This window comes from Paenibacillus sp. SC116 (assembly GCF_024733555.1).
Classification (GTDB): Bacteria; Bacillota; Bacilli; order Paenibacillales; family Paenibacillaceae; genus Paenibacillus_B.
Genome location: NZ_JANIOF010000001.1, coordinates 491,418 through 517,506 on the forward strand (window position 1 = coordinate 491,418; position 26,089 = coordinate 517,506).

Sequence of the window (26,089 nt, forward strand, 5' to 3'; positions counted from 1 at the left end):
ACATATGTAGGGGGATTTTTAATGTAAAACAAGAAGGGCTTCGTCTTGGTGACTCTATAACTTTATGAATAACAAAAGAAAAGAAACGAGATGGAGAATAAGGGTGTACCTGCACAACCAATTTTAATTGAGGTGATTAGTCATGATTGAAAAACTGTATTGGCTTCCAGCAGGCAAACTTTCCATGGATAGTACTGCATTCAATCAAAATACAGCACCAGGAAAAATGGTCACTATCCAAATTTGGTCATATCTTTTTGAAACCAAGGATGGGCCGATTCTTCTTGATACCGGTATGCCTGAATCCTTTATTAACAACCCTGATTATTTTAAAGGCACACCATACGAAGGAAAAATAATTCCGCTAATGGAGCCCGATGATCATATTGACTCCATGTTAAAAAAGCAGGATACGTACCTAGCGATATTATCGCCGTGATTAATTCCCATCTTCATATGGATCATGCTGGTGGTAATCCTTATTTTCCGAATACCCCGATTTATATTCAACAAAAGGAATGGGACCTTGTTAATCAGGGGAATGCTTCGTATGCTCCTCCTGAATGTATGCTGCCAAACTTGAACTACAAAATTGTAGAAGGGGATGTTGAGCCTTTTCCAGGAATAAAGCTTTTGTCTACGCCTGGCCATTCCCCCGGCCATCAATCTGTACTTGTGACCACAGAGAAAACGGGATCAATTCTATTAACTGTTGATATGGCATATACACGAAATAATTACGAGGATGGGGTTCCATTTTTCACATTTGATAGCACACAAGCTGCCCAGTCTATTGAACGCGTTAAACAGGAAATGGAAGAGATTCAACCGAGCATAATTTTCTTTGGGCATGATATTGAGCAAGGGAAGGCACAGGAGGTATACCCGCAATTCTATTAATTTAGAAAATCATTTCTGGTTTTGCTTATCATGGTGGTTAGCCGATCCTGCAAAAAGGGTCGGCTATTTGTATATAATGCTGCTATTCTCATCGTTCAACATGTATTTTTATAAATTGTTTACATGAACATAGATGAAAGCGTGCAATTCTCCTTCTTTTTTGTGAAATTCGTCCCTGTCGCATCATCGCTTTGCAAGTGTATCATTAAAAGGAAGGGAAGAAGTCAGCGCTCTGGAATGATCAATATGGGGGGGCTCCCTCAAACGGTCGCCATTGACGTTATTTTTGCGAAATCGTCCATTGTGGAAGTTTAACGGGCGTAGGAGCGCTTATTTTAGCTTGGACGGTGAATAAGACTGCTCCAATTGGCAAATAAGCTCTAAGACACCCGTTACATTCAAAATAAGTAAATATAGGCTGAATAGCCTCTATGACGACCGTTAAGCGACCACTGCGGGGAGGGGAGGGCAGCTCCTGAACCTGCTAAACGTCCTTTTCAAGCTTCACTCGTTTTTTATGTTAGGGTGATTGGGCTAGTACTCAACGGTGAAACTCTCTTCATTAAATTACAAAAAATAGAGAATGGAAATTGGAGAAATAATCAGGCTAGGGGACTCCCTCCTTCTACTATATCTAGTAACGGAATATAGGGGCTCCATTCTCCTGATTTTTATTTTATAGGTTTATAGGGCGAAATTATTACAAAGGAGTTTGAATTAGGTTAATAGATGACGGAGGTGGTTATTGTGTGTACAGGCATTGCGATTTATGGTACGGAGGAGATTGCGCCAGCCGATGCTTTTGACATCGGATTATCCTTTTTTGAGGTGATCGGTGTAGGTGTAAATGGAGGAAGTTATTTTGAGCATCTAGAGCATGGAGATCACGAAAGAGATCATGATTTGTTCGAAATCTCTCCAAAGCAGTTAAGAGAGAAGGTAGCTACAGGCGACTGCGATTCTTTTTTTCTCTATCATTCCCGTAAAGGGTCGGTACCTTGGTATGCTGCTTTTAACAGGCAAACGAGTGAATATGGAAGCTTTCCGCATTTGACCGCCCTTTGTGAGTTGCCGCTTGAAGAGGTGTACCTTCCAATTAAAGCATGGCTTACAAACCTAACTCAGCAATACCCCAGGTTGTCATATGGGATTGTTTACTCCGTCAATCATATGACAAAGGCCTATTCTTATGCGGCGGGCAATAATGGAGTCGCAATGTTTCTATATGAAGATCGTTATGCCTTCAATAAAGAAACACCAGGCCGCTATGATGGCAAAGGCCGATACACTGGGGAAATGCTTCGAATGATCTATCCCTTAAATGTAATTAACATTCGACATTTGAAAATTGAATTCAACGGAGTCACTCTAAAAGAATGGATTACAGATAACGAACAGCGTGGCCGGCTTACGGATATCGGTAACGACCTTTGGCTATGGGAAGTGGAAATGGAACAGCTCGAACAAATCAATCAAGTTTGCGGAGAAGCTGGATTACTGGTGGCTTGGAAAGCTCAGCTCACGAAAAAATTGTACAGATAAGATTGCAATACATTTGAATGAATGGGAGTCGAACTTGAATGGATGCTAAAGCAAAGAAAATATTAATAAATACGTTTTGGAGCTCTGGCGGATGGAGAGCGGGCGGTTACTCCTGTGCAAATGAAGATTTCCAATATGCGAAAAGCAAAGGGCTAATGTTTGACCCAATAACCCTGTCACACGATGAATGTGTCCTTAAATTAATGGAACTGCATGAGCAAAAGGTCACCAAAGAAAAAGTGGTACGTGCCTTTCTGCACAGTTTGTCCACGCGCAAGGTCTATTTGCGCAGCGCCTTATCCAGCTATGCATTGACGCATCATTTACCTATACATACCTTCGCAGAACGACAGGCAGAACAAATAAGCTACTGTGCTTGCGGTGATTGTAATGACAGTAAGCTGATGGCGAATGAACAATATGATAATGAGAATCTGAATGTACTTAACTTTGAGCGAATCAAATGGGGCGGAGTCCGCTTGAACTGGCTGATCTATTGCATGATGGACTTGGAGCTTCTCAGCAAGGAAGAGGAGTATGAGGTTAGAAGCGAGGATGTTGATATCCTTAAGCAAATGATTCAAGCAATAGAGGCATGCGCGGAAAAGGATGCGGCCCGACAGCTGGAAAAGCGCTGGAAAGATATTTTTCCTAGCAACCAGCATGAACGAGACTGCGTGATGGAAATATGGGGATACACCGGTTTACTGCAGTCCCAGAATGATTACCGTAAGGAGCGCGGACGTGGAACCGACTTTATGTCGATGGCAACTTGGAGAGGCGAGGATGGATATTGTGCTGATACGCTAAAACACTACTTTGGGGAATATTTGTAGTCTTAATCTACTGCAAAATGACGTTTTCTATTTAAAATAGCTGCACTTTGTTCTAGCCGTGGAATTGATTTTGAATTTTGACTAGATTAATTCAAGGGTTTTAAAAAATTGGTAAAGAGGTGGGCTTCTTTTGATTACAACGATTGAGATTTTTTCAATTATCCATAGAGACGGTTTCTTTGAAAAGGTTTTTCATAAAGAAGTGGACTGGGACGCAGAACTAGACGCCAGGGATGATGCTGAATTTGATAGGGCATGGCGCTCTAGCTATGAAGAATTAAATCAACTCGTTCCCGATGAAAATGAGTTGATTCGAGATATTAGGGAGTTTGCGTTCAAGCAAACGTTTCGGATAACGCAAAATCCAGAGCTGGCAGGGTATACGTCGGACGATTTTGGCCTTATTTCCAAAGCGTTTGATAACAAGGTCGATATTCCATTTATTCAAAACCTATGGCAGTCCTATCTACAAGGAAAGTTTCCAACATGATCCTGTTTCATTTGAACTTCATGTGTAGATCAAAGAAACGGCGGAGGGGATGCATTGGAAAGAACACGCCCTAAGATTGAAAAAGATCTTGGATTAATATCTAGCACGTAGTGGATGGCTCTACATTACATAGCATGTGGAAAGTAGAATCGCAGACAGCGCATAGGCTAGGAACACCTTTTAGATGGAGGAGAATACATTGAATCAGTTTGTAGAAGCATTTTTGAATGATGTATGGCAGGAAATTACGTCCATTTACGCAAAAGAAAGCAAAAGGATCAATGAATTAAAAGACCAAAGCAGTCTGCAAGCGGGAATCATGGACTACCTTCAGATTGCATGGCGTAAGGGGAAGTTTGCATGGGCTAATGGGAAGATTCATATCGATGTCTATGAACCATTCTCTTGGAGTGACAACTCGTATAAATTCGAAGCGGGCTCCTATATTACGGAGTTAACCGATGAGATTTTGAGTGAACAGTTTTTTCCTGCTTTGTGCGGACGTATAGAGCAGTTATTTCTATCAGAAGATTTGGGACCTCGTTTCTTTGATTACAAGTTTGAAGTCGTGTTTGAGTTCGAGTGGGAGCAGTCGAAAATCACCCTTAAAAAGAATTTGTTACATGAGTCTAAGTTGATTCAACTTCGAAAATCATTGGAGCAATTTATAGAAACTAAGATTTTGCCTGATCCGCCTGTGCTGCCAAAAGAAAAAGATCTGTTCTTCTTTGCCTATCATCTGGTTAATCCAGATAACTTTCAGCAGAAAGTCGAAGAAATTGAGCCTCTGATTCGTCGTTTATCTGACAAGCTTAAGACGAATCAAGATCGTAAAAATGATTGGACCAGTCAATATACAAGAGCCTTCATCCAGTGGTCTGAGCAGCATTTTTTACCGCAGTATTTTAGTCGTTCTGAAGATTACGGATCCAATTGGGTCGTGAAGGAAGAGGGCGATCATCCTCCTGTGGATGTAGGAGAATTGGATTTCTTTCTTTATGCAGCCCTGCAGATCGGCTTCACCGATCCAGATAATCGGCAGAAGTACCTGGAGCTTGCGGTCCTATTAGGTTCCAAGCAAGCAGCGGACTATTTAAAAATAGGCAGCGGGAAATTTGAGAGTACCTATCAGGGAAAACAGATAGAAGCCAAAAACAATGACGTCATGCAGACGATCGAAATCCGCATTCTTTCTGAAGAAGAGACGGCTTATGGGGAAGCGCTCGATTATATGATCCAACTTTTGCGACAGGATTTTCCGAAAGGCTACAATCTAAAGTTAAAAAGCAGTCAAAAGCATTTTCTTCCGTTGAAAAAGTTGGCGAAGTCCAAACTGCATCAGTTTTTTGCGAATGCGCTCAGCTACCCGAACTTATTCCCTAAGCTTGCGGAATATGCGGATACGGCGATGGAGGAGTTCGCATGGTACAACGATGTGGAACCAGGAGAGAAATCAGTCATGCCGGGCACCTATGCCGTATTCGGCCTCGGACTGTACAGCGAATCCTATTTCCGTCTAATAAGCCGTTACATGGAGCTAGTGGATACGGAGCACCAAATGGTGCAGGATAGTTATGCGCAGGCATTTATTGAGGCACATGGCGTAAAGGTAGAGCATATACCAGTGATCGTCTCCATTTTACTAGGAGGCAATGACGAAGGAAGACAGGTCAAAAATCTCATCCTCGATCGTCCAGAGCTTTCCAATGCACTTGTCCAGGCACTGAAAGGCAAAGAGCTTTATGAACGCGAGCTCGTTGTGTGTCGGACTTTCGGAAGTGTGAAAAAACTGACCGCAGCAGCTAAAAAAGCAGATTGGCCTCTAAAAGAAAGTTTAGAGGAGCTATTAGGGCTTACAAGTTAAGTTAGTTAACCCTTCTAAAATAAATTTCAATGTTTATTGAACTCATAAAAAATGAAGCTAACACGAAGAAGAGCCCGCATCGAATGTGGGCTCTTTTCGATCATATATCATTTGGTTCAATTTTTGTTGTTGAACGGGTTGCTAGGCTTTGCGCAGCTGATTTATCAGTTCTTCGCTGAACTGCTCCGTAAACCGAAGTCGTCCATTTTCTTGTATGATTTGACCTTCTTGCTCACGTCGATCAAGCCATTCGGTAATCCATCCTGGTGCATAGCCACCTTGACCGAATTCTCCGCCGAAGGCAATCATTTTTTCATAAACAGCCAAGTATTGTTCTCGATCGGTATCTGGGTATGACTTCGTGTATAACCAAAACTGAATATCATACATCAAATACGATAATTCATCCGCATGGAAAGAAAAATGGCCTTTTTCTTCGACAATCTGTGTGCAGATGCGACGAATCTTCTGATCGATATGATCCACTTCCGTTACTTTCGTACAAAGCTCCTCCAGCAAGGGAGAAAATTTCCCGTTGGATACTCTGTACAAATCCGCTTCTTTGTCCTCTTCAGAAGTATCATATTCCTCCTCGTTCACAAGGCCTTTAATAAACGCTTCGAAATTATCAGCAAGGAACGTAATTTCATAATCGCTCTCCTGATCAACATGGATCACTTCGGGTTCACCATCTCTACCACAGGCGCGGTAATCCAGCATGACGACATCATGGCCAGCTGAAGGACAATCGCAAATAACTACGCCAATGTTGGGATATCCCCATTCTTCAATCATAAACGGGCTGCCAAATTCCCCGCCAAGCGAATAGCTTTTTTCACGGCCGATGCCCATGATCCCCGTAATAGCGATATGATCCTCAGCCCAAGAAGTGGGCTCCTCTGTTGGAAAGGTAGTATTCTTCGGAATTCCTCCATTTTGCTGCTTCATCAGCGCAATGTAAGAGGAGGGGAGCTTGTAGCCCAGCTCTTCCTCAATTGAGGCGATCATTTCATCTGTGGGCGGCTCGGATAGATAAGATTCTCTTGCATAATCGCTATCATCCCAAAAATCATCGAGTGACATATTCGAAAAAGGAACATAGTTTGCTTCCGATCCGCGCGATTCCATTAATGCTTTCCTTTTGGCAGCGATTCGCTGTTCTTCTTTTTGCTGCTTTTCGGCTTTTTGCAAGCTAAACCTTAACAAGTATTCGGTATTAGGATTACCGGGCTCTAATTCATCAGCGGTACGTAACGCATGAGCCGCATTTTCATATTTTTTCAAATAATAAAGGGCAAAACCTACCCGATAGTGCCATAGAGGATCATTTTGACCCGCATCCGCAATTTTTTCAAACTGGTCAAGTGCTTCTTCATAAAGTCCTAAATTATTATACGCTCTGGCCAGTCGGCTGGTCGCTTCATAGTCCCGTTCCTCCTTAGGAACGGCTAACAGTGTGTCCACAATATATTGATGTTCATCTTCCTCATGCCATTGATCCAATTGATCTGTAAGTGTTTGGTCCATTGCAGCCTCCAACATGATAATGGTTTAAAATTTGTGTACCTTTGCTTGAACATACTTTATGCAAATTCATATGCTAGCCATAGAGAAAATCTTCTACCGAAATGGTTCCTAGACATAGTTCCATAAAGGTTTCGGCAATTTGTGCAGCATCCTCGTAACCTAAATTTCCTGAGTGAGTTACGAGGATAGGGTATTCATCGTCTTCCCTGTCAATTCTCATGTCCCATGCATAATGATGACCGCAGCCGTCCATTGCGAATGGTACGGCTCCAGGCATATACTGGGGGAATTCATAGGCAAGCATCATCGCTCTTAACTCATCCGCGCTAAAAAATTGAAAGTGCCGTTCTCCATTACCAAATTCACCACCATCTGAATAACGAAGGAAGTCGAGATAAGCAGCGGGCAATCGCTTGTTTGGAATGATCCATTTTGCCGGATCAAACGGCTGGTACAACTTATATAGTGGGTCCGACTTAGGGAAGGGGTTGCGCTGCCTTCCTGAAATCTCCTCGATTTCTTGTTGGGAAAGAGGCTGATGCCAATGATTGATAAAAAACTCCAATTCTCGTTCCTTTAATCCGGGCAGCTTTTGATAACATTCTTTGAAAATGGATTCCCAATTCATGCTGCTGTTCCTCCTAAAGTTATCTACTAAATGATTGCGTTTAATATAAGATTAATGTAGTTCGTATAATTTGAAAAGCATCGAGATGGCGGGGTACATGAGGACGAAGCTTCGAGACTTCCCGGCATTCCGCAGATGGAAGATTTAGAACTTTCAGCTGAAGTGCTGGACCGCATCTCACCGCTCATGCCGGATCATATGCTGAGGGAAGAATGCTATTATTTAATGAAACTGGCCCAATTAGGATTGGTTCCTGATCCGAAATGCAATCCCGCTCAACCAAGAATCGAAGAGAAGATTTAAAATATGCATACGATGCAGAGTGGAACCCCGTAAATACGCGGTTTTTTTGTTTTTAACACAACAACTCGATTCCAAAAAAAGCAGACTATAGCTGTACCATTTGGCTGAATTATTCAAAGAATATAATACGAAATTACAAAAAAGAAGTAAATTTTCTCCACAAAACTTGTTGACATTCAGAAACTACAGTTGTAGTATTAGCTTGGAACTACAGTTGTAGTTTAAATTTTATGAGGAGAAAGAAAGGAGAAATTCAACATGAAAGCAGCGTCAAAAGCAGCAATTGCAGCACTAAGCGGTGTCTTATTGCTAGGTTCCTGTGCGTACTTTACAGCAGGGGTATCAGCTAATAAGGCAATGCAAGTAAAGGCTTCTAAAAATGCAGCCAAATCGACCAAAGCAATATCTGAAGAGGACAAAAAGTTTATCGAAAAAGAAATGAAGAGAGTGAAGGAGTTAAGCGAAAAGTCCGGTGATATGTATATCTTGTATCATAAATACAAGGAATTGAATAACGGAATGGATATAAGCTACTGGGGCGGAATCGATCATTTTAAAAGTTACGAGGAATATTTGAAAAAAGTTACTACTTTGAAAGGTTCTCGTTTGCAGCAGCCTTCAAACTTACCAAAGGGTTATACATTTTCCGAAGCTAAAATTGAAGGCCCGACTGAAGGTAAGTTCGTAGCTGAAGTGAGAACAGAAGGCAAGAAAAGTGGAAAACCTCTTTATATCAAAAAGATAGATTGGAAAGAGGCAGCAGCCATGCGGCTTACGTACACGAATGGGAAAGAAACGATTGCTTTTTCCAAGTTTGCGTTAGACGCAGATTCTACTAAGAAAAAAGGGTATTACGAGGATGAGCTGCCTACTCATATTTATCCTAAATACGTGTACTGGCAAGATGGTAAATTCGGTTACAGTATTTCCACGACATTTGACATGCCAAAAAAGCAAAAGATTGAGATCTTGAAAAAAGCGATTAAAAAATAAGAGATTCTAATTCTGGTGCATGAAGCCAAAAAGCTTCTCTACTACATAAGTTGACATAAAAAAACTACAAATGTAGTATCTATTTATAACTACATACGTAGTCTATGTGTAGTTCGAGAAAATGTACTGTGGAGGTTACATGCATGCAACACATCCCATCTATTACAGATGCTGAATTAGAAATTATGCGTATCTTATGGACAAATCCAGAGCGCCCTTCCAGCGAAATCGTAAAGTTAATGGCAGATCGCAAGGATTGGAGCCCAAATACGACCCGCACGCTCCTCAACCGATTAGTGCAGAAGGAAGCTGCAGGTATGAAGCTTGATGATAGTGCGAAACGTCTCCAGCTATTTTATCCAATTATTAATGAGCAGGAATACTTGCGATCGGAAACTAAATCTTTTGTCAAGAGGCTATATGGCGGGTCATGGAGGCCTATGCTGGCCCATTTTTTAGAGGATGAAAAGCTGAATGCCAAAGAAATCGAGGCTTTAAAATCTTTATTTGACGATAACGGCAGTGACAAACAATAAGAAGAGAGAGATACGTGATGAGTCCTTCCTTATATGCAAGTGTATTGTCTGTTTTCGAGTGGGTCATTCAGGCATCCTTCATGGCGAGCATTTTAGTTGTATTTGTTCTCATTCTACAATTTCTACTGAACAACAAATTGGAAGCTAGATGGCACTATTTACTCTGGATGCCTGTAGTGATCCGTCTGCTGCTCCCATGGGCACCTGAATCTTCGCTTAGTCTATATAATATGTTTCCACTGGACAGCATAGCGCCAGGCATTCATGAGCGGGTTCAAGATTCAGCCGCTTGGCATAAATGGCGGACGGAAGCAGCGGATATGAATGAAGCATCTGTTCTTAATGGATCTTTCGCTGCGGAAAAAATGAATGTATCGAACCAGCCTCATTTATCAGGATCTGAGCAACGAGATCATTCGTGGTGGAGCGTGTTTAAGCAAATGGGCTTCACGAATATGCTCATGCTGGTATGGCTTGTAGGTGTTTTGTTCTTAACTGTAAAAACAGTAGTTGATCAGCTTCGATTAAAACGAGCGCTGCGTGCAGGCCGAGCAATTGATACGCCTTATTTGTCTTCAGTATTTCAAGAGACGAAGCAGTTACTAGGTATAAAACGAAATGTTTGCTTTGTCGCAACAGAACAAATATCCGGACCAGCAGTGGTTGGTTTACGAAACCCTGCAATCGTTATTTCACCAAGTCTACTAGTTACGCTGCAAAAGGATCAGCTTCGCTATATTCTGGTGCATGAGTTTGCTCACATTAAGCGCTGGGATGTGGCAGTAAATTGGATTATGCATATCCTTTTGATTCTCCATTGGTTTAATCCATTATTATGGCTTGCTGTACATAAAGCTAGGCAGCATCAGGAGATAGCGTGTGATGCATGTGCGCTGGATAGGCTCAGTCCGAAGCAAAACTACGCATACGGGCAAACGATTCTTCATGTATTGGAGCATTTTTCAGGATATCATCAGCAGCCAGGGCTTGCTGCTCTGTCTGCCACTCATAAACAAATGAAAAGGAGACTTATCATGATCAAACATTTCCATAAAAAATCATATAAACTTTCTATTCTAGGATTGTCGATGCTTCTTGCACTTGGCAGTGTATCCTTGGTTAATGCTAAGGAAAGCAATACAGGAAGTGCATCTCAATTAGAAATGGTATACCCAGAGGGAGTAGATTCTGCGGAAGAGCAAGTGAGTTATAAAAAAGGAGTAGAGGAAGCTCATAGAAAATACGCTGAGGCAGCCAAATCTATACCCGCAGAAGATCTGAAATTTATTGAAAATGAAGAAAATAGAGTGAAGCAATTGCACAAAGAAACAGGCGGCATGTTTATTTTGTATCATAAATACAAGGGCATGAATAGCGGACTCGATCTGAGCTATTGGGGAGGAATCGAGCATTTCACAAGTTATGAAGACTACTTGAAAAAAGCTTCTACTTTGGAAGGGGCCATCTTGCAGCAGCCATCCAATCTGCCAAAGGGATTTACGTTCTCCAAAGCTAGAATTGAAGGACCAACAGAAGGAAAGTTCGTTGAGGAAGTAAGAGCCGAAGGAAAAAAGAGCGGGAAACCTATCTATGTGAAAAAAATAGATTGGAAAGAGGCGGCAGCGATACGTCTTGAGTATACGAATGGAAAAGAAACAATCGCGCTTTCTAAATATACTTTTGGACCAGATGATGTTAAGAAAAAGGGATTCTTTGAGGATGATCTCCCAGCGCATATTTATCCAAAATATATGTTCTTGCATGATGATAAGCACGAATATAGTGTGTCAGCTACATTTGACATGTCTAAGAAAGACAAGATCGAAATTTTGAAAGAAGCGGTTAAAAAATAATATAGTGAGTATGCCATAAATATGGCACGATAGGCCCATGCAGTCCAAAGCGGTAATAGGATTGCATGGGTTCTTTTGTTTATTTTGCGAATTCCTATGCTCAATGATGCTAACGTTATGGCAATCTGATGAGACTCGCGAAAATTATGGGCTCTATCGTTGGCAGTTGGCTCGATACACGGTACTTGGATTACTGAAAAGCACTTGGTTTGCGATAAAGCATTGCATTGCGATGCGATACGCTGTAAGCCAGTTTACGTGACGCCGTTATTGAAACAGGGCACTTCCGCTAACGGTTATCATTGACTTTATTTTCGCGAAATCGTCCATTGTAAAACTCTAACGGTCATGAGAGAGCTTATTTTAGCAAATATGGTGAATAACATCGCTAAATCAGGCAAATAAGCTCTCTGACAGCCGTTAGATTTTAAAATAAGTAAATTCAAGCGAAATAGCCGATGTGGCAACCGTTACAGCAAAACGATGGGCGAATTTCATTTATGATCAGGCGTGGATATTAATGAATATAAACGTTAGAAAAACGGGGACAATAGCAATGAAAATAGAAGGTTACATATTTTAAATGTCAGGTGAAACAAACGAGGTACAGTCGAGATTGTGCTGGAGTAGCATCATAACAGCAATAAAAGGCACAACTCGATACGGTAGTGTAAGCGATATTCTATGGCCGAATACTTAAATAACAGACACATATGTGGAGGTATTAACCAATGCCTGATGAAGCTCAACCTAATACGGCTACTTCTTATACAAGGAAGGTACACGAACAAATATATAACTACTTGAATTTTAAAGATAAGCAAGATTTTGAAGATGCTCAAAAAGGGTTTATTGCACCTTTAGAAACGAAGTCTTTGAATGATAAAGGTGAGGTTGCTTGGAATTTGGATAAAATTAAATTTCTAGACCAAGCTTCTGCACCCGAAACGGTGAATCCAAGTCTGTGGAGAAATGGACAATTACAGGCAATTACAGGTCTATTTAAAGTTGTAGATGGCGTATACCAAGTTCGAGGACAAGGATTGGCCACCACAATTTTAATCGAAGGAAAAACGGGAGTCGTTGTTTGTGATACGCAATCAACCATAGAATCGGCAAAAGCAGTAATGGAATTGTATTATAAGCATAGACCGAATAAACCGGTAAGCGCCATAATTATTAGCTAAAGTCATATCGATCATTATGGCGGGATTCATGGCGTCGTACAGTATGCCGATAACTCAGATATTCCTATAATAGCCCCCGAAAATTTCACAAAAGAAGCGATAAGTGAACAGGTTCTGTTAGGTACAATTATGACCCGTCGTGCACAATATCAGGGTGGGGCTATGCTGCCCGTTGATCCTGCAGGACAAGTAAACGTTGGGATTGGGCTTGATTTAGGTGATGGCATTGTAAGTTTTAAACAACCTACTATTGAAATTGACGAGGATTTTCTTAAGATGGAGGTCGATGGTTTAACCTTTGAATTTATTTTGGCATTAAACACAGAAGCCCCTTCTGAAATGCACTTTTATGTTCACGATTACAACATTATGTTTGCATCCGAAAATGCCAATAGAACCATGCATCAACTGTATACGTTACGAGGTGCAAAACCACGAGATGCCTCAGCATGGGTGAATGCATTAGATCGCACCATTGATTTCTGCAGAAAAGTAGAGGTCGAGGCTTTACTTATGATCCATGCTTGGCCTGCATTCGGTAAGGAAAATGCTTTGCATCATTTGAAAATGCAGCGTGATATGTACAAATATATGCATGATCAAACTGTACGCCTAGCTAATCATGGATATACGATGGATGAAATCGCGGAGACCATAAAACTCCCAGACAAGCTGAATAAGTATTGGGGCAATAGAGGCTATTATGGAACGCTAAAACATAATGTCAAAGCGATATACAATTTTTATTTGGGCTACTATAGCGGTAATCCATCAGATTTAGATTCATTGCCGCAGGTGGAATCCGGCCATAAGTATGTGCAGTATATGGGTGGCGCTTCTAATGTACTGAAACAAGCAAAAGTGGATTATGAAAATGGGGAGTACCGTTGGGTTGCTCAAGTCTTAAAACATATAGTAATGTCTGATCCTAATGATGAGGAAGCTAAAAGATTATTGGCAGATGCCCTTGAACAATTAGGATTCCAAGCAGAATCTGCAATTTGGCGTAACGTATATCTCGCTGGTTCTTATGAGTTAAGACATGGCGTAAATGCAGGAACAAAAAATACATCTAAGATGTTAGACGATGTACCAGTCGATGACTTCTTCAAGCTGTTGGCAGTCAAGTTAAATGGGCCTAAAGCAGAGGGAGTAAACATAACGATGAGTGTAACTTTTTCAGATACGAACCAAGCGTATGCGGTGTATCTAGAAAATAGTGTGTTGACATATAAAGAAGGTATAGTGGAGGATAAACCAAATGTAGTCTTATCTATCGACAAAACCGCGTTTTATAAAATGGGCAGTGGGCAACTTTCACCGGATCAAGCACTAGGCGATGGCCAGTTGGAGTTATCTGGTGATGCTAATAAACTGAATGAGTTTTTAGACCTTCTGGATACATTCGATATTTGGTCCAACATCGTGACTCCTTAATGAAAAAAACGAAGCCGCGGATTTCGCGGCTTTTTTATATAACATTAATCGTAATCGCGCCCAAGCTGATTAGCACGCTCCAGCAAACTTTCAATATGCTGCTTGGATTCTGAAAGGGTATCGTACAACAGCTCAACCCTAGATTCCTTCACTCGAGCATAGCCAGAAACCAAAACATTAAGATAGTGAGTAAGTACTTCCTCACGCTTATATTTCGCCATGTGAGCTTGATCTCCACCGGTTAGACAGATCCAAATAACCTTTTTCTCTCCCATCTTTCCATAGATCCCTACATTCCATATTTTATCCAAATAGGCTTTGAGCATCGAAGGTACGCTGTATTGCCATAACGGAAATACAAAAACAAGCGTGTCTGCATCCGTAATCCGATCCATTTCCTTTTGTACCTGAGGAGAGAATATCTTGTCAGGATTCATCCAATCTTTTTCATCTTCAACGGTATAAATAGGATCGAAGCCATCGTGGTCCAAGTGCAGCAAATCGACTTCGTGCTTGTTTTGCTTCATGCCTTCGACAAAACGCTCCATCACAGCATATGTGAGAGAATCTTTGCGGGGGTGAGTGACGGTAACAAGAGCTTTCATAGGCTAACGACCTTCCTTTGCATCATATTCCCGGCGGATTTTATGATTGATCATACGAAGTGGCATTCATTGACCGGTTACAGATGCTATTGTGCAGGTTATTGAATTTATTGTGAAGTACGTACTTAAAAGTACTGTAGGCACTTCTAGGTGCTTTAGGTACTTTAAAGTTCTATAGTATTTGATGCTATTTTGTAGATAGTCTGTCTAATGTATAGAAACTTTTGTGTATGAAAATACGTCTATATATACAAATACATATAAAACACTAACCCGGAGGTACGTTATGAAGAAAAGCTTACTTAGTATTATGGCAGCAGCGCTTGTCTGGGGAACAATTTCAGCGGGGTCAGTTGTACAAGCATCTGGTCTACAACCATCTCCAGAGGTCTTTATCGACAGTACACGGCAGGACGATGTCTTAACGTTAGAGGGCCGAACGCTCGTGCAATTGGTTGCGTTTAATGACCCTACATGGGTAAATTACTCCTATGATAAAAAGAAAAAGACGATAAATATTACGAATAAAGCTAAATCAATCGACATCCAGCTTACCGCTGATAAGAAAGAGGCTTTGGTCAATGGAAATAAAAAAACGCTGGACGTTCCAGTAACGATCCGTAACGGACGTACCTATGTACCACTTCGTTTTTTGTCTGAACAACTAGGGGGCAGCGTTTATTACCATAAGCAGAGCAAAAATACGATTGTTCAAACCCCTTCCCGGATGAAGCAAGTCGAAACGCTAATGAGTGGGGACTTGGCTGATGCTCGACGGATTGCGACTTCGTTACCAGTTTTGCGTGAGAAGGGCGCGTTAGAGTGGACTGGTGAAGGGTTTACTAGCCGCTATATTTTCCCTGAGGGTGAGTCATTACGATTCATTAGAGAGTATAAAGGACTGAGGGAATATATTGAATTCAATGAACATGGTTTTGCCGAAGTAAAATGGGCGAAAGATATGTACGATTCGTCTGACACTAAAAACCGCGAGTGGGGGACAAAGCCAGCGGCATTTGGAAACTCCGTGTACTTTACTGATATTTTGATGATGGATACCACCGAATACGGAAAAATTAACAGCTCCGGTGACGAAACGCAACTTGGACGTATTGACAGGTCTCAACCGGAAAATAAAAATAAGATTATCGTCCCAATCGAAGGTGAAAAACGAAAGGATGCCAAGTAAATATCGGCAGCACAGTAAAAAAGTCGACTCCTTATCCAGGAAATCGACTTTTTTACATTTAAATTTCTTTTGGTATTACGATTTAAAATAGACGATTTCCCAAAGGTGTCCATCGGGATCTTTAAAGTACCCGGTATAGCCCCAATCATATTCTATAGCCTCCGTAGGTATTGTACCTCCAGCTTCTTTAGCCTTGTTTAAGATAGAATCTACTTCTTCTTTGGAGTCAGCGCTATGGCTAAGACTAATTGCAGAATGCCTCTCAGTTGTGCTTGATTGATTAGCTGATTTATCGAATTCATGCCTTAGATAGAGCACTAATGATAAATCACCCTCCAATTGAAAAAGGATATGATCTCCTCCAAGGGTAATGTCGCTCAAACCTAATCCATATCTATAAAAAGCTAACGATTTATCTAAATCGTCTACTGCAAGTGTAATAATAGAAACCCGTGGTTTCATCTGTATCCACTCCTATCTAAATATTATCAGTAGATAATTTTCCTCCTAGGGGGAAGTTTTTCGCAAGTTAATATAATCGTCTAGACTAAAGCATTATTTTATCGTTATATAATAACACAGCACTGATTATATAGCTTGCCTACAATCGAACTAGACTAAATGCTTGTACAAATTCGTAGTAGAACCATTGACAACTGTTTTACTGTAATCGCTTACGTCCTATTCACTCTAATTGGACTTATCAGAAGGGGAGAAACCTATGAATGTTGTACAGCTTCCGGTATTCAATCCACCACTTAAAGGATTTTTACGGTGGGCTTATACGCTTTCGATTACCAGTGGCCACGAAGAATCGCTTCCTTGGTATTACAGCAACTTTATCCAATGGTCTTGCACAAAAAAAATTCTAGATGGCGACAGGCAATTCTATGTCGATTTTTTCAGGGGCAAGCCCAACGAACTCAATTTCAACAACCCATTTCTACTAACATGCTCCGTCAACTATTCGATTTTGGACAGTTTGGCATTAGATGATTGGCCTAAATTTTTCGCGGATCAAATTCGCAATGGCTACTACTGTATCGTATTTTTAGACGAATCAAAGCTATCGACAGCGGCCTGTTATCAAAAACATCCTTTCCCTCATCATCTTTTTATATATGGCTTCGATTGGGACCAAAGCATTTTTTATGTTTCCATGTTCGACAATAAAGAAGTTTACCGCAATCTGCAAATTTCGTTCCAAGAGTTTGAGGATGCTATTGACTCCATGCGACAGCTTCTTAAGGAAAACTACACAGCCGATCATCATACGTATTTTTATAAATACGAGCCGCATTTTCCTTATCCTTTTGATACAACATCCGTGATCGATCAACTTCAAGATTATTTACATGGGGAGACCCATTTAAACCGAATCAATTATAATTTTGACAATGAAGAAGCCTACGGAATTAAGGTGTATGACTATTTGCAGATGTACTTTGATGCCGCAGAGAAAAACGATCCTCGACTCAAAGATCCAAACAATTTGAGGCATCTTCATGTAATCTGGGAGCACAAAAAAATGATGAGTGATCGAATCGGATATATGGTGGAAAAGGGAATCATCCCGTACGATGAAGAACTTGTCGAGGGATATAAGGATATAACAAAAAGGGCAATGAAATTGAGGGATCAATACATTCGTCATAAAATTCGCGAAGACAAAAAAATGTTCGAAACGGTGAAATTACGGCTCGACCAATTTAAAAATGAAGAGCTTGCTCTGCTGCAAAAACTGACTACCATGCTTGATAAAAATTTAGTCGTCACCTGATGAACGATGTACAGGTACTAGCGGGATGAACATACTATTGATGGGTTAGACGCATAATTGCCCTTTAACTGCGTGCTTCCCCGATAGAAACGGGGAATGACATTGAAAACGTATATGCTGCAGCAATTTGACTACCATGTTTGGGCAAACCAGCAAGTTTGCAATTATTTAAAGAACCTTCCCGATGCGGTGTACCGACAGAAAGTCGATAGTGATTTTCCAACGATATACGATACGCTCGTTCATATGTATGTAGTCGATCGAGGTTGGCTGTCTTTTCTGAGGGCAGGTGTTGCATCTGATATGTTCGAAGAACATGTGGAACACTTGAAAAGTTCCATTGACAGTATCTCGGCAGAGACCAAAGGCAGGAGTATCGAAGAACTAGGTCAGATGCAAGAGGAGTTAGCGGTTCGGTTTCGCGCATTCATTGAGCAGCTTGATGACATAGAAGTTATACATCCATCCGGTACATTTCAGGCCAGATGCGTGGACTATATCCAACATGTGGTGAACCATGGAACTTATCATCGTGGTAACATAACTACCATGCTTAGGCAATTAGGTCATCTTGATACGTCGACATGTATCAAGTTCAAGCAAGCCATTAGTTAACCACAATAAAAGCAGGACAGAGACCCAAAGATCAATTTCTGTCCTGCTTCTTCATGCAATTTATAAGTTTTGATAATGTGCTAGAAGATTTTTTATTCTTACTTGGATCAATTGTTTTAGTGATTCAGGTTTCACAGAAACAACATATTGACCATATCTCATAAAGTAGTCCGCCAAAAACAACTCTTCCCCGGGGTTATAGCACCCCTTAATTACTGTCTTATTACCTACTTCTAAGCGCATAGAAGGGTAATGTTCTTTATCAAAAATATCCTTCGCTTGCTCTAAAACTTCTACTTCAAAGGGAATACGCTCCTCAGATTGATACATTTCTAATGAACGACGAATGAGTTCATCAACAGAAAAGGGAGATTCGCTGTTTGCTTCTTCTATAGAAGTGATTCTATCGCATCGAAATACTCTAAATTGATTTGTAGTTAACTCGATCCCAGCCGCATACCATTGCCCGAATTTAGCGGAAATTTTGAAAAACTGTACCTCGTATCTCTTTGTCTGGTGCTGTTTCACATATTGAATTGTACAGTTACTTTTATTAAGAATACTTCTTAATATATTATCTAAAAAGTGACTGACATTACGGTGTTGGGACATTTCAAATTGCAGTACTTTTTTCATTTTGTGAATTTGCTCGATTTGTTTTTTGGAAAGGCAGTTCTCAAACTTTTCATTCAGTTTATGGACACGCAAATGAAAAGGCGTGGATTGATAGGATTCTAACGTCAACATGGCAAAATACAATGCATACACTTCATCGATCGTAAAGGTAATAGGGGATAGCAACCTGTTTTTTAAAATACCATAGCGTCCATATCTGCCATGTTCCGAAAAAATAGGCATCCCTAATTGCTCTAACGAGCTAATATCACGTAAAGCCGTGCTTTTTGAAATATTGTATTTATCCATGATATCACTTAAGTTAAAAGACTCTCGACCATTTAAGAAACGTATCATGTCATTTAATCGTTCCGATTTCTTCATCGTAACCCCTCATATAATGGTGTCATCTTTTGATACCTTTACATATTACAATAAGCTCAAGGTATGCATCAAATACCCTAATATCACGACTCAAAAAGGAGACTTAAACGATGAGTGCCACACTAGAAGCAGCTATTTTCTTATCGATGAATGGCAGAGCAAAAGAAGCAATCGATTTTTACAAAAAGCATTTCAACGCAGAGCAATTGTTGCTTGTTACGTATGAAGACATGGCGAAACGCGACCGCTCGATGCAGCTTACGGATGAAAATAAGAATCATATAACTCACTCCGTACTATCCATCGGAAAAACAAAAGTAATGCTGGCTGAAGATACAATGGATGTAAAAGAAAGCTATCGCGTTGGCAACAACACTTCATTATGTATTCAAAGTGCAGACGTAGAAGAAATCACACGTTTTTATACGAGTTTGCTTACCGATGACAGGGTGAGAATCATTGTGCCTTTAGCTAGAAATATATTCAGCGAAGCATACGGTATTATTGAAGACCCGTTTGGGATTCAAATACAACTTATGTATGATGAGCGATTACGATAAACATATAGTGCTGAAAAGAATGACAACCATGTCTATTGTGATGTGGTTGTTTATTTATTATGACTGACATAGGGAATTACCTTTGTTACTATCATTAATCGTTTCGATGTGAAAAAATAATAAGTAGCCATTTGGTAACCTTTTGTATCATTAACGACACTTTACTTATAGATAAAATGTTAAAGGAGGTTGAAAAGAAAGTGATTCAGAGGGTGGAAGAGGCCAAACGAGGCAGTGCGGAAGCCTATGATGAATTGGTTAAACATTTCAGCGGCATGGCTATAGCTGTCGCTTATGAAAAATTACATGATCTTCATTTGGCAGAAGATGCGGTTCAAGAAGCCTTTGTCGAAGCCTTTGTCAATCTGCAAAAGCTGCAGGATCCCAGACGTTTTCCGGGGTGGTTCAAAGTAATCGTAGAGCGTCAGTGCTATCGCTATTTACGGCGTAAGTCATTTCACACGTCTCCGTTTCATGAGCTTGAGCTGCCAAGCGATAATCAGGAGAGTTTGGAAGCGATTGTCGAGAGAAGAGAGTTATTTCGGACTCTCCATGCAACTGTGGCGGATCTGCCGTCACATCTGCGTATTGCGGTACAGCTTTATTATTTTCAAGGGTACAGCGTCCAAGAAATATCAGATACATTGGAAATATCCTCGACAGCATTGAAGAAGAGATTATTTGATGCACGTAAGAAACTGAAAAATACCCTGCATGTAGCCGATTTGGTTTCGGTGTTCACTGATTTATATGAAGGAGGTACACGAATGCTTCATATTGTTAATGGAGATGTAGTAGCAGATAAGCTGAGACAAGGAAATATGCAAGGGGAGATATTAGTATGGCGGGAGCTCTATCCATTCGGACCGGTATTTAAGGAAATGGGCGAGTTTAATAACAGAGAGCTGCGGGCGAAGTACCTAGAGCGCACACTTGGGATTCCGGCGTCCGAATATATCCGCATTGCTAAAGAGCAGGAGCAGAAGCTTCACCAATTTCAAAATTATGATGAAGTCGTGCTCTGGTTTGAACATGATCTTTTCGATCAGACGATGCTAAGCTATTTGCTTAATTGGTTTAATGGAAAGTCGCTCGGAAAAACAAAACTTAACTTGCTGTGTATCGGGTCTTATCCCGGGATCCAACTGTTTCGCGGATTAGGCCAGTTGAGCACAGAGCAGCTTGAAACTTTATCCGGTACATGGACTCCTATTGGAGGTGTTGAATTAGAGTTGGGCAGTAGAGCATGGGAAGCCTATGCGGCAGAAGATCCTAATAAAATGATAGAGCTGCTGGTACAGGACACTTCAGCACTGCCTTTTCTAAGGCATGCTTTCGAAGCGCACTTAGCACGTCTGCCTTCTGAGTTGAACGGTCTAGGAATTATAGAGCAGTTTACATTGGAAACCATAGCAAGTGGAATTCACACACCTATCAAGGTGTTCCAACATGTTGGTGATCGTCTTCATGAACTTGGGATGGGCGATCTGGAGTACTGGTACATACTAAACACCCTTATCGTTGGGCAGAATCCATTGTTGAAAGTTAAGAAGGGGATTGTGCCGTTCGCTGATTTGAATCAGTCTTCGCTGCCGTTCCATGAAAGTGTACTGCAACTAACAGCATTGGCTGAAGACGTATTAGAGGGGAAAATAGACTATACTGACTTAGAGAAGCTGGATAAGTGGGTAGGCGGTATTCATTTACAAGGGGCAGCGAACTGGCGCTGGGATTCGAAGCTTAAGCTAGTGGTAAAAGCATAGAAAGGATGCACTTTATACGTACAAGCATTGAAGCCTCGATTTTAATTCATCGAGGCTTTTTTCATGGAACTAGGAAAACTTGAACAAGTATAAACTTAATCGCGCGTAGGTATTCGTCCAATCCGATGAAATCACCCCAACATACATTGTTTTAGCCTATCTTCAAAAGGAGTGAATTAAATGTCGTTTATACCATTGCCAGGACCAGGGCCATCTGGGCCGTTAATGCCTCCACCAGGTCCACCACCTGGTCTAGGACCACCCGGACCCGGACCGTCATTCCCGCCATCCGGCCCAGGTCCAGGATTCGGACCACCTGGAGGCGGAGGACACCAAGGACCAACGGCTCCACCTCCACCATTTGTACCTCAAATGTCTCCCTTCGCTATTGACCCCGGAGCTATTTCTAGATGTTTATTTCGGAATACTTACGTTTGGCTGAGAAACGGGGATAGCTTCTGGTTTTTTCCAACCTTTGTAGGACGAACTTCAGTATCGGGATTTAGATTTTTCCGTGGAAGGTGGATATTCTTCGGGGTTGATTTGAGGCAAATTGTTTCCTTTACTTGTTTTTAACTTCACCTCATCATATATCCAAATGGCTGCCTGCATATGGAGGGCAGCCATTTATGATCAGGGGAGTGAACATGTACGTAAGCCATCTTGTCAGACAAGCTACATAAGGCAACAAAGAAGCCTTATGTAGAATGAATCCAGTGAACTTGTTGCTAAGACAGTGGGGATCATTCTAATCCATATGTAGTTAGCAGACAGTTACATACAAAAAAAGCAGACAATCCCTAGATGTATAGGGTTGTCTGCTTTTTCTAAACAACGGAGATTCTTTTAATGAAAGTACTTATTCTTTCTTATCAAAGAAAGCTTTGGTATTTTCCCTACGCTTAGGAGGTAATGTTCTATCGAGCTCTTTGTCTAACCAATCAAGTGTTTTAGCTCGTAATTCGTTTCGCATTTTTTCTTCTGCTTCTAACATGACCAAATTAATGGTACAGCTAGGATTATGAGATTGGCAGCTTGGTTTATCCGAATCCCGATCCAAAAATCCCTTACTGAGAATATTTTTGCACTGAAAGATAGGCTTATTACCTTCGATTGCCTCCACGACATCCCAAAATGAAATAACATTAGGAGATTTTGCTAAACGATAGCCGCCTTTGACTCCAGGTACTGAATGGACGATACCTGATTTCGATAACTTACCGAAAATCTTGGATAGGTATGTTTCTGAAATACCTTGAAATTCTGCTAATTCTTTTATACCAATTGTTGAGTTGGAAGGGATACCAATCAGGTAAACCAAACAATGTAATCCATACTCTACACCAATGCTATAAGCCATATGTATCCTACTTTCTGTTTACGTTCCTATATGTGTTCAATCTTAGAAGGAATGGAGATTAAATGTCAATATCGAACCCATGTTAAACCTTTTGCTAAAAAATTGACTTTCAAAATAAAATATTTTATTCTAGATAAATCATATCGTCGATTAATATTGTCGACAATAATAACGTTCTTGATTAACTATTTTAATAAAGGAGTGTTTAGAAATGGCACAACGCTTTAACTACAACGCAAAACCAAGTGAAGGTTTAAAGTTATTGTATGAAATGGAGAAAGTAATTAATCATTCGTCGATTAGCAAGACGATTAGAGAGCTGATTAAAATACGCGCATCTCAAATCAATAAATGTGCTTTCTGTCTCAATATGCACACAGCAGAAGCAAGAAAACTCGGCGAAACGGAGCAAAGACTTTACTGTTTAAGCGCATGGGAAGAGTGTGATTTCTATACAGTTGAAGAAAAAGCGGCATTACAACTAACAGAACATATCACACTTATTCCAGACCACGGTGTCACAGATGCCTTGTATCAACATGTTCGTAGATTCTTTAATGAAGAACAGTACTTTGAATTACTCATCATTATTGGTCAAATTAACACGTGGAATCGAATTTCTATTGCAATGGGCAATACCGCGAAGTGAAATTCAAATAGGCATGCATGATGGAATGTATGGTTGTTTCATAATCAAACCATACCAACATTTGGTTGAATAGTATGGATTAAGACTACCCAGTCTTGTATAATGAAACTATCTTTCTTTATGAAGGGACTGAACTATGCGCAGATGGTCAATATTCTAACACCAACTATTTCAATATAAGGGAGGTGAAAATATTGATTGCAGAGTTGTATACAGAACGATTGCATTTGAGAAAAATGAAGGAATCCGATTCATCAAGTTTGTTTACCATTTGGTCTGATCCGGATGTCACCCAGTTTATGAATGTCACTTCCTTCACGAATGAAGATCAGGCTAAGGATATGATTAAACTACTAGATGAACTTTCTAAGGATAACAAAGCCATTCGTCTATCTATCATTGAGATGGAGTCAAATGAAATTATAGGTTCATGCGGCTTCAACTATCTAGATTTTGAACATGCAAAAGCAGAAATCGGATATGATATGGCTAAAGCATATTGGGGGAAAGGATACGCTTCCGAAGCTGTCCGTTCGTTGCTAGATTACGGGTTCTCCACGTTAAATCTAAATCGAATCGAAGCCAAAGTAGAGCTAGAGAATGTGAGCTCTATAAAACTTCTACAAAAGCTAAACTTCACGCTTGAGGGGACACTCAGACAGTATGAAAGAGTAAATGGAAGATTTAACGATCTCCACATGTATTCCAAATTAATATCCGATTGATTTTCTTCTAAAGCTGACGAGAACAATCGAACCGATTAAAGTGAAGCAATTAGACATGGTCGAAGCAGTAGAACCACCGTAGGATGAAAAATCCAATGCGGTGGTTCTTTTTTTCTCACGGTTCCTATGCCACAATTATAAATGGGGGCGATGAAGAATGTTCCAAGATTTCCAAGTCGTTCGTGACCGTCCGGTCTCGATACAAGTAAAAGAATACGTCAAACGTTTAATTATAAAAGGGGCATATCAAGTAGATCAGAAGCTGCCCGCTACAAGAGAAATGAGCGATTTGCTAAAGGTGAGCCGCAACACAGTCATTGCAGCCTATGAAGGTCTAGAAGATGACGGTTTTACATATACGATTCCCGGCAAAGGCAGTTATGTGGCCGCACTGGTACGTCATTCGAATGTAAATAATGAAGGAACTGACAGTTCTACTGCCTGGCAGATTGACTGGAAGGCACGAATGAACGAATATGCGGTTTCGGCTGTGGAGCTAGATTTGATGAAACAGGGCATCCGCGCCCAAAAAGGAACGATCTCGTTTACAAGCATCGCTCCAGATGAGCAGTTGTTTGATCTGGGTGATGTACGACGAGCGTTTATGGACCGCATGGCTATCGAAGGGCAAGTGCTGCTTAATTACGGTTATGCGAAGGGGTATAAGCCGCTCATCGATTATCTAATGCATTATATGGAAAATAAAGGTGTTGATTTAACCGGCAAGGATATGCTGATTACGAATGGATTTACGGAGGGCTTCGATATTGTGCTGTCTGCACTACGTCCTTCCGGGCGCAAAGGTAGGGCCATTTGTGAAAATCCAACCCATCATACAGCGATCAAAAATTTGAAGCTGCACGGATTTGAGATTACAGGTATTCCGATGGAGCGTGATGGTATTGATGTTGGGCAGCTAGAATCCGTATTGAAACAGGAGGCAACCAGCTTTGATCTAGCTTACTTGACTCCTTCCTATCACAATCCTACTGGCATCGTGATGTCGCCGGCGAAGCGCAGCGCCGTTATGAAATTAATGAGGAAATATCAGATTCCCGTGATTGAGGATGGATTCAATGAGGAACTGCGTTACTCGGGAGCACATGTTGCGCCATTAATAGCGACAGCAGGACAAGGCAACGGAGTCATCTATATTGGCAGTCACTCTAAGGTGCTGTTTCCTGGCTTGCGAGTAGGATGGGTGCTCGGAGACCATGCGCTTATCCACCATTTAGAAAGCATGAAGCGTGCTCGTACCATTCATACCTCAACATTCGATCAGGCGATATTGTATCAATATTTGCTCAATGGAAATTTCGATAAATATGTAAAAAAAGCGCGCATGGAATATAAGCGCAAATACGAGCTGACGAAGGCATACTGTGAAGTTTATCTCCCTGAAGCACAGCTATCTGGTGACGGGGGATTACATTTGTTTCTTACCTTCCAGACCAAAGTAAATACACATCAATTGCTAGAAGCGTGTACAGTACAAGGCGTTATTTTTACACCAGGGGATAAATTTTTTATTGAAGAAGGCGAAGGAACGAATACATTACGGCTTGGGTTCTCGCGAGTATCGGATGAAGATATTAAGTTAGGTATTCAAATCATCGGCGAGCAGTTGCGAAGCTTGCTTTAACTAAGGACGAAGCCATTAATAAATTGGCTCAATTGAAGTAGCATGTTCTTTTTTTACCGCTCGACAAGAGTTATTGAAAAATAACAATGATTATGGGCGGATTAAC

At 40.8% G+C, this 26,089-nt stretch carries 24 protein-coding genes and 2 pseudogenes; 20 read left to right on the plus strand and 6 right to left on the minus strand.

Annotated features, from left to right (window positions below; genetic code table 11):
• The first annotated feature begins 142 nt into the window (after positions 1–142).
• The 5 genes and pseudogenes from aiiA to NQ117_RS01950 all read left to right on the plus strand — a co-directional run bounded on the left by aiiA (position 143) and on the right by NQ117_RS01950 (position 5,632).
• Positions 143–900 (plus strand): annotated as a pseudogene (gene aiiA / locus NQ117_RS01930) (quorum-quenching N-acyl homoserine lactonase AiiA).
• 747 nt (positions 901–1,647) lie between these two features.
• Complete coding sequence (locus NQ117_RS01935) at positions 1,648–2,442, plus strand: hypothetical protein (RefSeq protein ID WP_258276338.1); 795 nt, start codon at positions 1,648–1,650, stop codon at positions 2,440–2,442.
• Positions 2,443–2,480: 38 nt separating this feature from the next.
• On the plus strand, positions 2,481–3,278 hold the full coding sequence (locus NQ117_RS01940; protein ID WP_258276339.1) for a hypothetical protein: 798 nt from the start codon (positions 2,481–2,483) through the stop codon (positions 3,276–3,278).
• 130 nt (positions 3,279–3,408) lie between these two features.
• Positions 3,409–3,768: a hypothetical protein gene (locus NQ117_RS01945; protein ID WP_258276340.1), complete on the plus strand. Its 360-nt coding sequence runs from the start codon at positions 3,409–3,411 to the stop codon at positions 3,766–3,768.
• Positions 3,769–3,967: 199 nt separating this feature from the next.
• Positions 3,968–5,632 carry a DUF6138 family protein gene (locus tag NQ117_RS01950; RefSeq protein WP_258276341.1) on the plus strand — a complete coding sequence of 555 codons (1,665 nt, stop codon included), beginning with the start codon at positions 3,968–3,970 and terminating at the stop codon, positions 5,630–5,632.
• A 141-nt stretch (positions 5,633–5,773) separates the two neighbouring features.
• Here NQ117_RS01950 and NQ117_RS01955 read toward each other — a convergent pair whose 3' ends face one another.
• Both NQ117_RS01955 and NQ117_RS01960 read right to left on the minus strand, forming a co-directional pair.
• A complete protein-coding gene (locus NQ117_RS01955; protein WP_258276342.1) occupies positions 5,774–7,159 on the minus strand; it encodes an SMI1/KNR4 family protein in 1,386 nt (461 codons plus the stop codon).
• Positions 7,160–7,232: 73 nt separating this feature from the next.
• Positions 7,233–7,787 carry an SMI1/KNR4 family protein gene (locus NQ117_RS01960; RefSeq protein ID WP_258276343.1) on the minus strand — a complete coding sequence of 185 codons (555 nt, stop codon included), beginning with the start codon at positions 7,785–7,787 and terminating at the stop codon, positions 7,233–7,235.
• A 64-nt stretch (positions 7,788–7,851) separates the two neighbouring features.
• On the opposite strand from NQ117_RS01960, the pseudogene NQ117_RS01965 reads away from it, so the two are divergent.
• The 6 genes and pseudogenes from NQ117_RS01965 to NQ117_RS01990 all read left to right on the plus strand — a co-directional run.
• Positions 7,852–8,090, plus strand: a pseudogene (locus NQ117_RS01965) (DUF2935 domain-containing protein); the annotation flags it as partial.
• Positions 8,091–8,348: 258 nt separating this feature from the next.
• Positions 8,349–9,083: a hypothetical protein gene (locus tag NQ117_RS01970; RefSeq protein ID WP_258276344.1), complete on the plus strand. Its 735-nt coding sequence runs from the start codon at positions 8,349–8,351 to the stop codon at positions 9,081–9,083.
• A 143-nt stretch (positions 9,084–9,226) separates the two neighbouring features.
• The gene (locus NQ117_RS01975; protein WP_258276345.1) at positions 9,227–9,619 is read left to right on the plus strand and encodes a BlaI/MecI/CopY family transcriptional regulator; all 393 of its coding nucleotides are present in this window, start codon (positions 9,227–9,229) and stop codon (positions 9,617–9,619) included.
• A gap of 17 nt (positions 9,620–9,636) precedes the next feature.
• Positions 9,637–11,472: a M56 family metallopeptidase gene (locus NQ117_RS01980; RefSeq protein ID WP_258278136.1), complete on the plus strand. Its 1,836-nt coding sequence runs from the start codon at positions 9,637–9,639 to the stop codon at positions 11,470–11,472.
• A gap of 731 nt (positions 11,473–12,203) precedes the next feature.
• A complete protein-coding gene (locus NQ117_RS01985) occupies positions 12,204–12,659 on the plus strand; it encodes an MBL fold metallo-hydrolase (protein ID WP_258276346.1) in 456 nt (151 codons plus the stop codon).
• 162 nt (positions 12,660–12,821) lie between these two features.
• Positions 12,822–14,096: an alkyl/aryl-sulfatase gene (locus NQ117_RS01990; protein WP_258276347.1), complete on the plus strand. Its 1,275-nt coding sequence runs from the start codon at positions 12,822–12,824 to the stop codon at positions 14,094–14,096.
• Positions 14,097–14,140: 44 nt separating this feature from the next.
• Here the strand turns inward: NQ117_RS01990 and NQ117_RS01995 are convergent, their stop codons facing one another.
• Positions 14,141–14,701, minus strand: a complete 561-nt coding sequence (locus tag NQ117_RS01995; RefSeq protein ID WP_258276348.1) for an NAD(P)H oxidoreductase — start codon at positions 14,699–14,701, stop codon at positions 14,141–14,143.
• A gap of 286 nt (positions 14,702–14,987) precedes the next feature.
• On the opposite strand from NQ117_RS01995, the gene NQ117_RS02000 reads away from it, so the two are divergent.
• On the plus strand, positions 14,988–15,890 hold the full coding sequence (locus NQ117_RS02000; RefSeq protein ID WP_258276349.1) for a copper amine oxidase N-terminal domain-containing protein: 903 nt from the start codon (positions 14,988–14,990) through the stop codon (positions 15,888–15,890).
• A gap of 75 nt (positions 15,891–15,965) precedes the next feature.
• Here the strand turns inward: NQ117_RS02000 and NQ117_RS02005 are convergent, their stop codons facing one another.
• Complete coding sequence (locus NQ117_RS02005; protein WP_258276350.1) at positions 15,966–16,352, minus strand: VOC family protein; 387 nt, start codon at positions 16,350–16,352, stop codon at positions 15,966–15,968.
• A gap of 259 nt (positions 16,353–16,611) precedes the next feature.
• Between NQ117_RS02005 and NQ117_RS02010 the strand changes: the two genes are divergently transcribed.
• Together NQ117_RS02010 and NQ117_RS02015 are read left to right on the plus strand one after the other, a co-directional pair.
• Positions 16,612–17,670 (plus strand): hypothetical protein, encoded by a 1,059-nt coding sequence (locus NQ117_RS02010; RefSeq protein WP_258276351.1) that lies wholly within the window; start codon positions 16,612–16,614, stop codon positions 17,668–17,670.
• Positions 17,671–17,766: 96 nt separating this feature from the next.
• The gene (locus NQ117_RS02015; protein WP_258276352.1) at positions 17,767–18,285 is read left to right on the plus strand and encodes a DinB family protein; all 519 of its coding nucleotides are present in this window, start codon (positions 17,767–17,769) and stop codon (positions 18,283–18,285) included.
• 60 nt (positions 18,286–18,345) lie between these two features.
• Here NQ117_RS02015 and NQ117_RS02020 read toward each other — a convergent pair whose 3' ends face one another.
• Positions 18,346–19,284: a helix-turn-helix transcriptional regulator gene (locus tag NQ117_RS02020; RefSeq protein ID WP_258276353.1), complete on the minus strand. Its 939-nt coding sequence runs from the start codon at positions 19,282–19,284 to the stop codon at positions 18,346–18,348.
• Between the two features lie 110 nt (positions 19,285–19,394).
• On the opposite strand from NQ117_RS02020, the gene NQ117_RS02025 reads away from it, so the two are divergent.
• From NQ117_RS02025 to NQ117_RS02035, 3 genes are all read left to right on the plus strand, one after another.
• Positions 19,395–19,844: a VOC family protein gene (locus NQ117_RS02025; RefSeq protein WP_258276354.1), complete on the plus strand. Its 450-nt coding sequence runs from the start codon at positions 19,395–19,397 to the stop codon at positions 19,842–19,844.
• Between the two features lie 200 nt (positions 19,845–20,044).
• Positions 20,045–21,607 carry a sigma-70 family RNA polymerase sigma factor gene (locus NQ117_RS02030; RefSeq protein WP_258276355.1) on the plus strand — a complete coding sequence of 521 codons (1,563 nt, stop codon included), beginning with the start codon at positions 20,045–20,047 and terminating at the stop codon, positions 21,605–21,607.
• 180 nt (positions 21,608–21,787) lie between these two features.
• Positions 21,788–22,183 carry a collagen-like protein gene (locus tag NQ117_RS02035; RefSeq protein WP_375163010.1) on the plus strand — a complete coding sequence of 132 codons (396 nt, stop codon included), beginning with the start codon at positions 21,788–21,790 and terminating at the stop codon, positions 22,181–22,183.
• A 283-nt stretch (positions 22,184–22,466) separates the two neighbouring features.
• Here NQ117_RS02035 and NQ117_RS02040 read toward each other — a convergent pair whose 3' ends face one another.
• Entirely contained in the window at positions 22,467–22,967 is a 501-nt protein-coding gene (locus NQ117_RS02040) for an Rrf2 family transcriptional regulator (protein WP_258276356.1), read from the minus strand.
• Positions 22,968–23,178: 211 nt separating this feature from the next.
• Here NQ117_RS02040 and NQ117_RS02045 point away from each other — a divergent pair, with 211 nt between their 5' ends.
• The 3 genes from NQ117_RS02045 (at position 23,179) to NQ117_RS02055 (ending at position 25,983) form a co-directional block, all read left to right on the plus strand.
• The gene (locus tag NQ117_RS02045) at positions 23,179–23,616 is read left to right on the plus strand and encodes a carboxymuconolactone decarboxylase family protein (RefSeq protein ID WP_258276357.1); all 438 of its coding nucleotides are present in this window, start codon (positions 23,179–23,181) and stop codon (positions 23,614–23,616) included.
• A gap of 194 nt (positions 23,617–23,810) precedes the next feature.
• Positions 23,811–24,341 carry a GNAT family N-acetyltransferase gene (locus tag NQ117_RS02050; protein ID WP_258276358.1) on the plus strand — a complete coding sequence of 177 codons (531 nt, stop codon included), beginning with the start codon at positions 23,811–23,813 and terminating at the stop codon, positions 24,339–24,341.
• A 157-nt stretch (positions 24,342–24,498) separates the two neighbouring features.
• A complete protein-coding gene (locus NQ117_RS02055) occupies positions 24,499–25,983 on the plus strand; it encodes an aminotransferase-like domain-containing protein (protein WP_258276359.1) in 1,485 nt (494 codons plus the stop codon).
• Positions 25,984–26,089 lie beyond the last annotated feature (106 nt).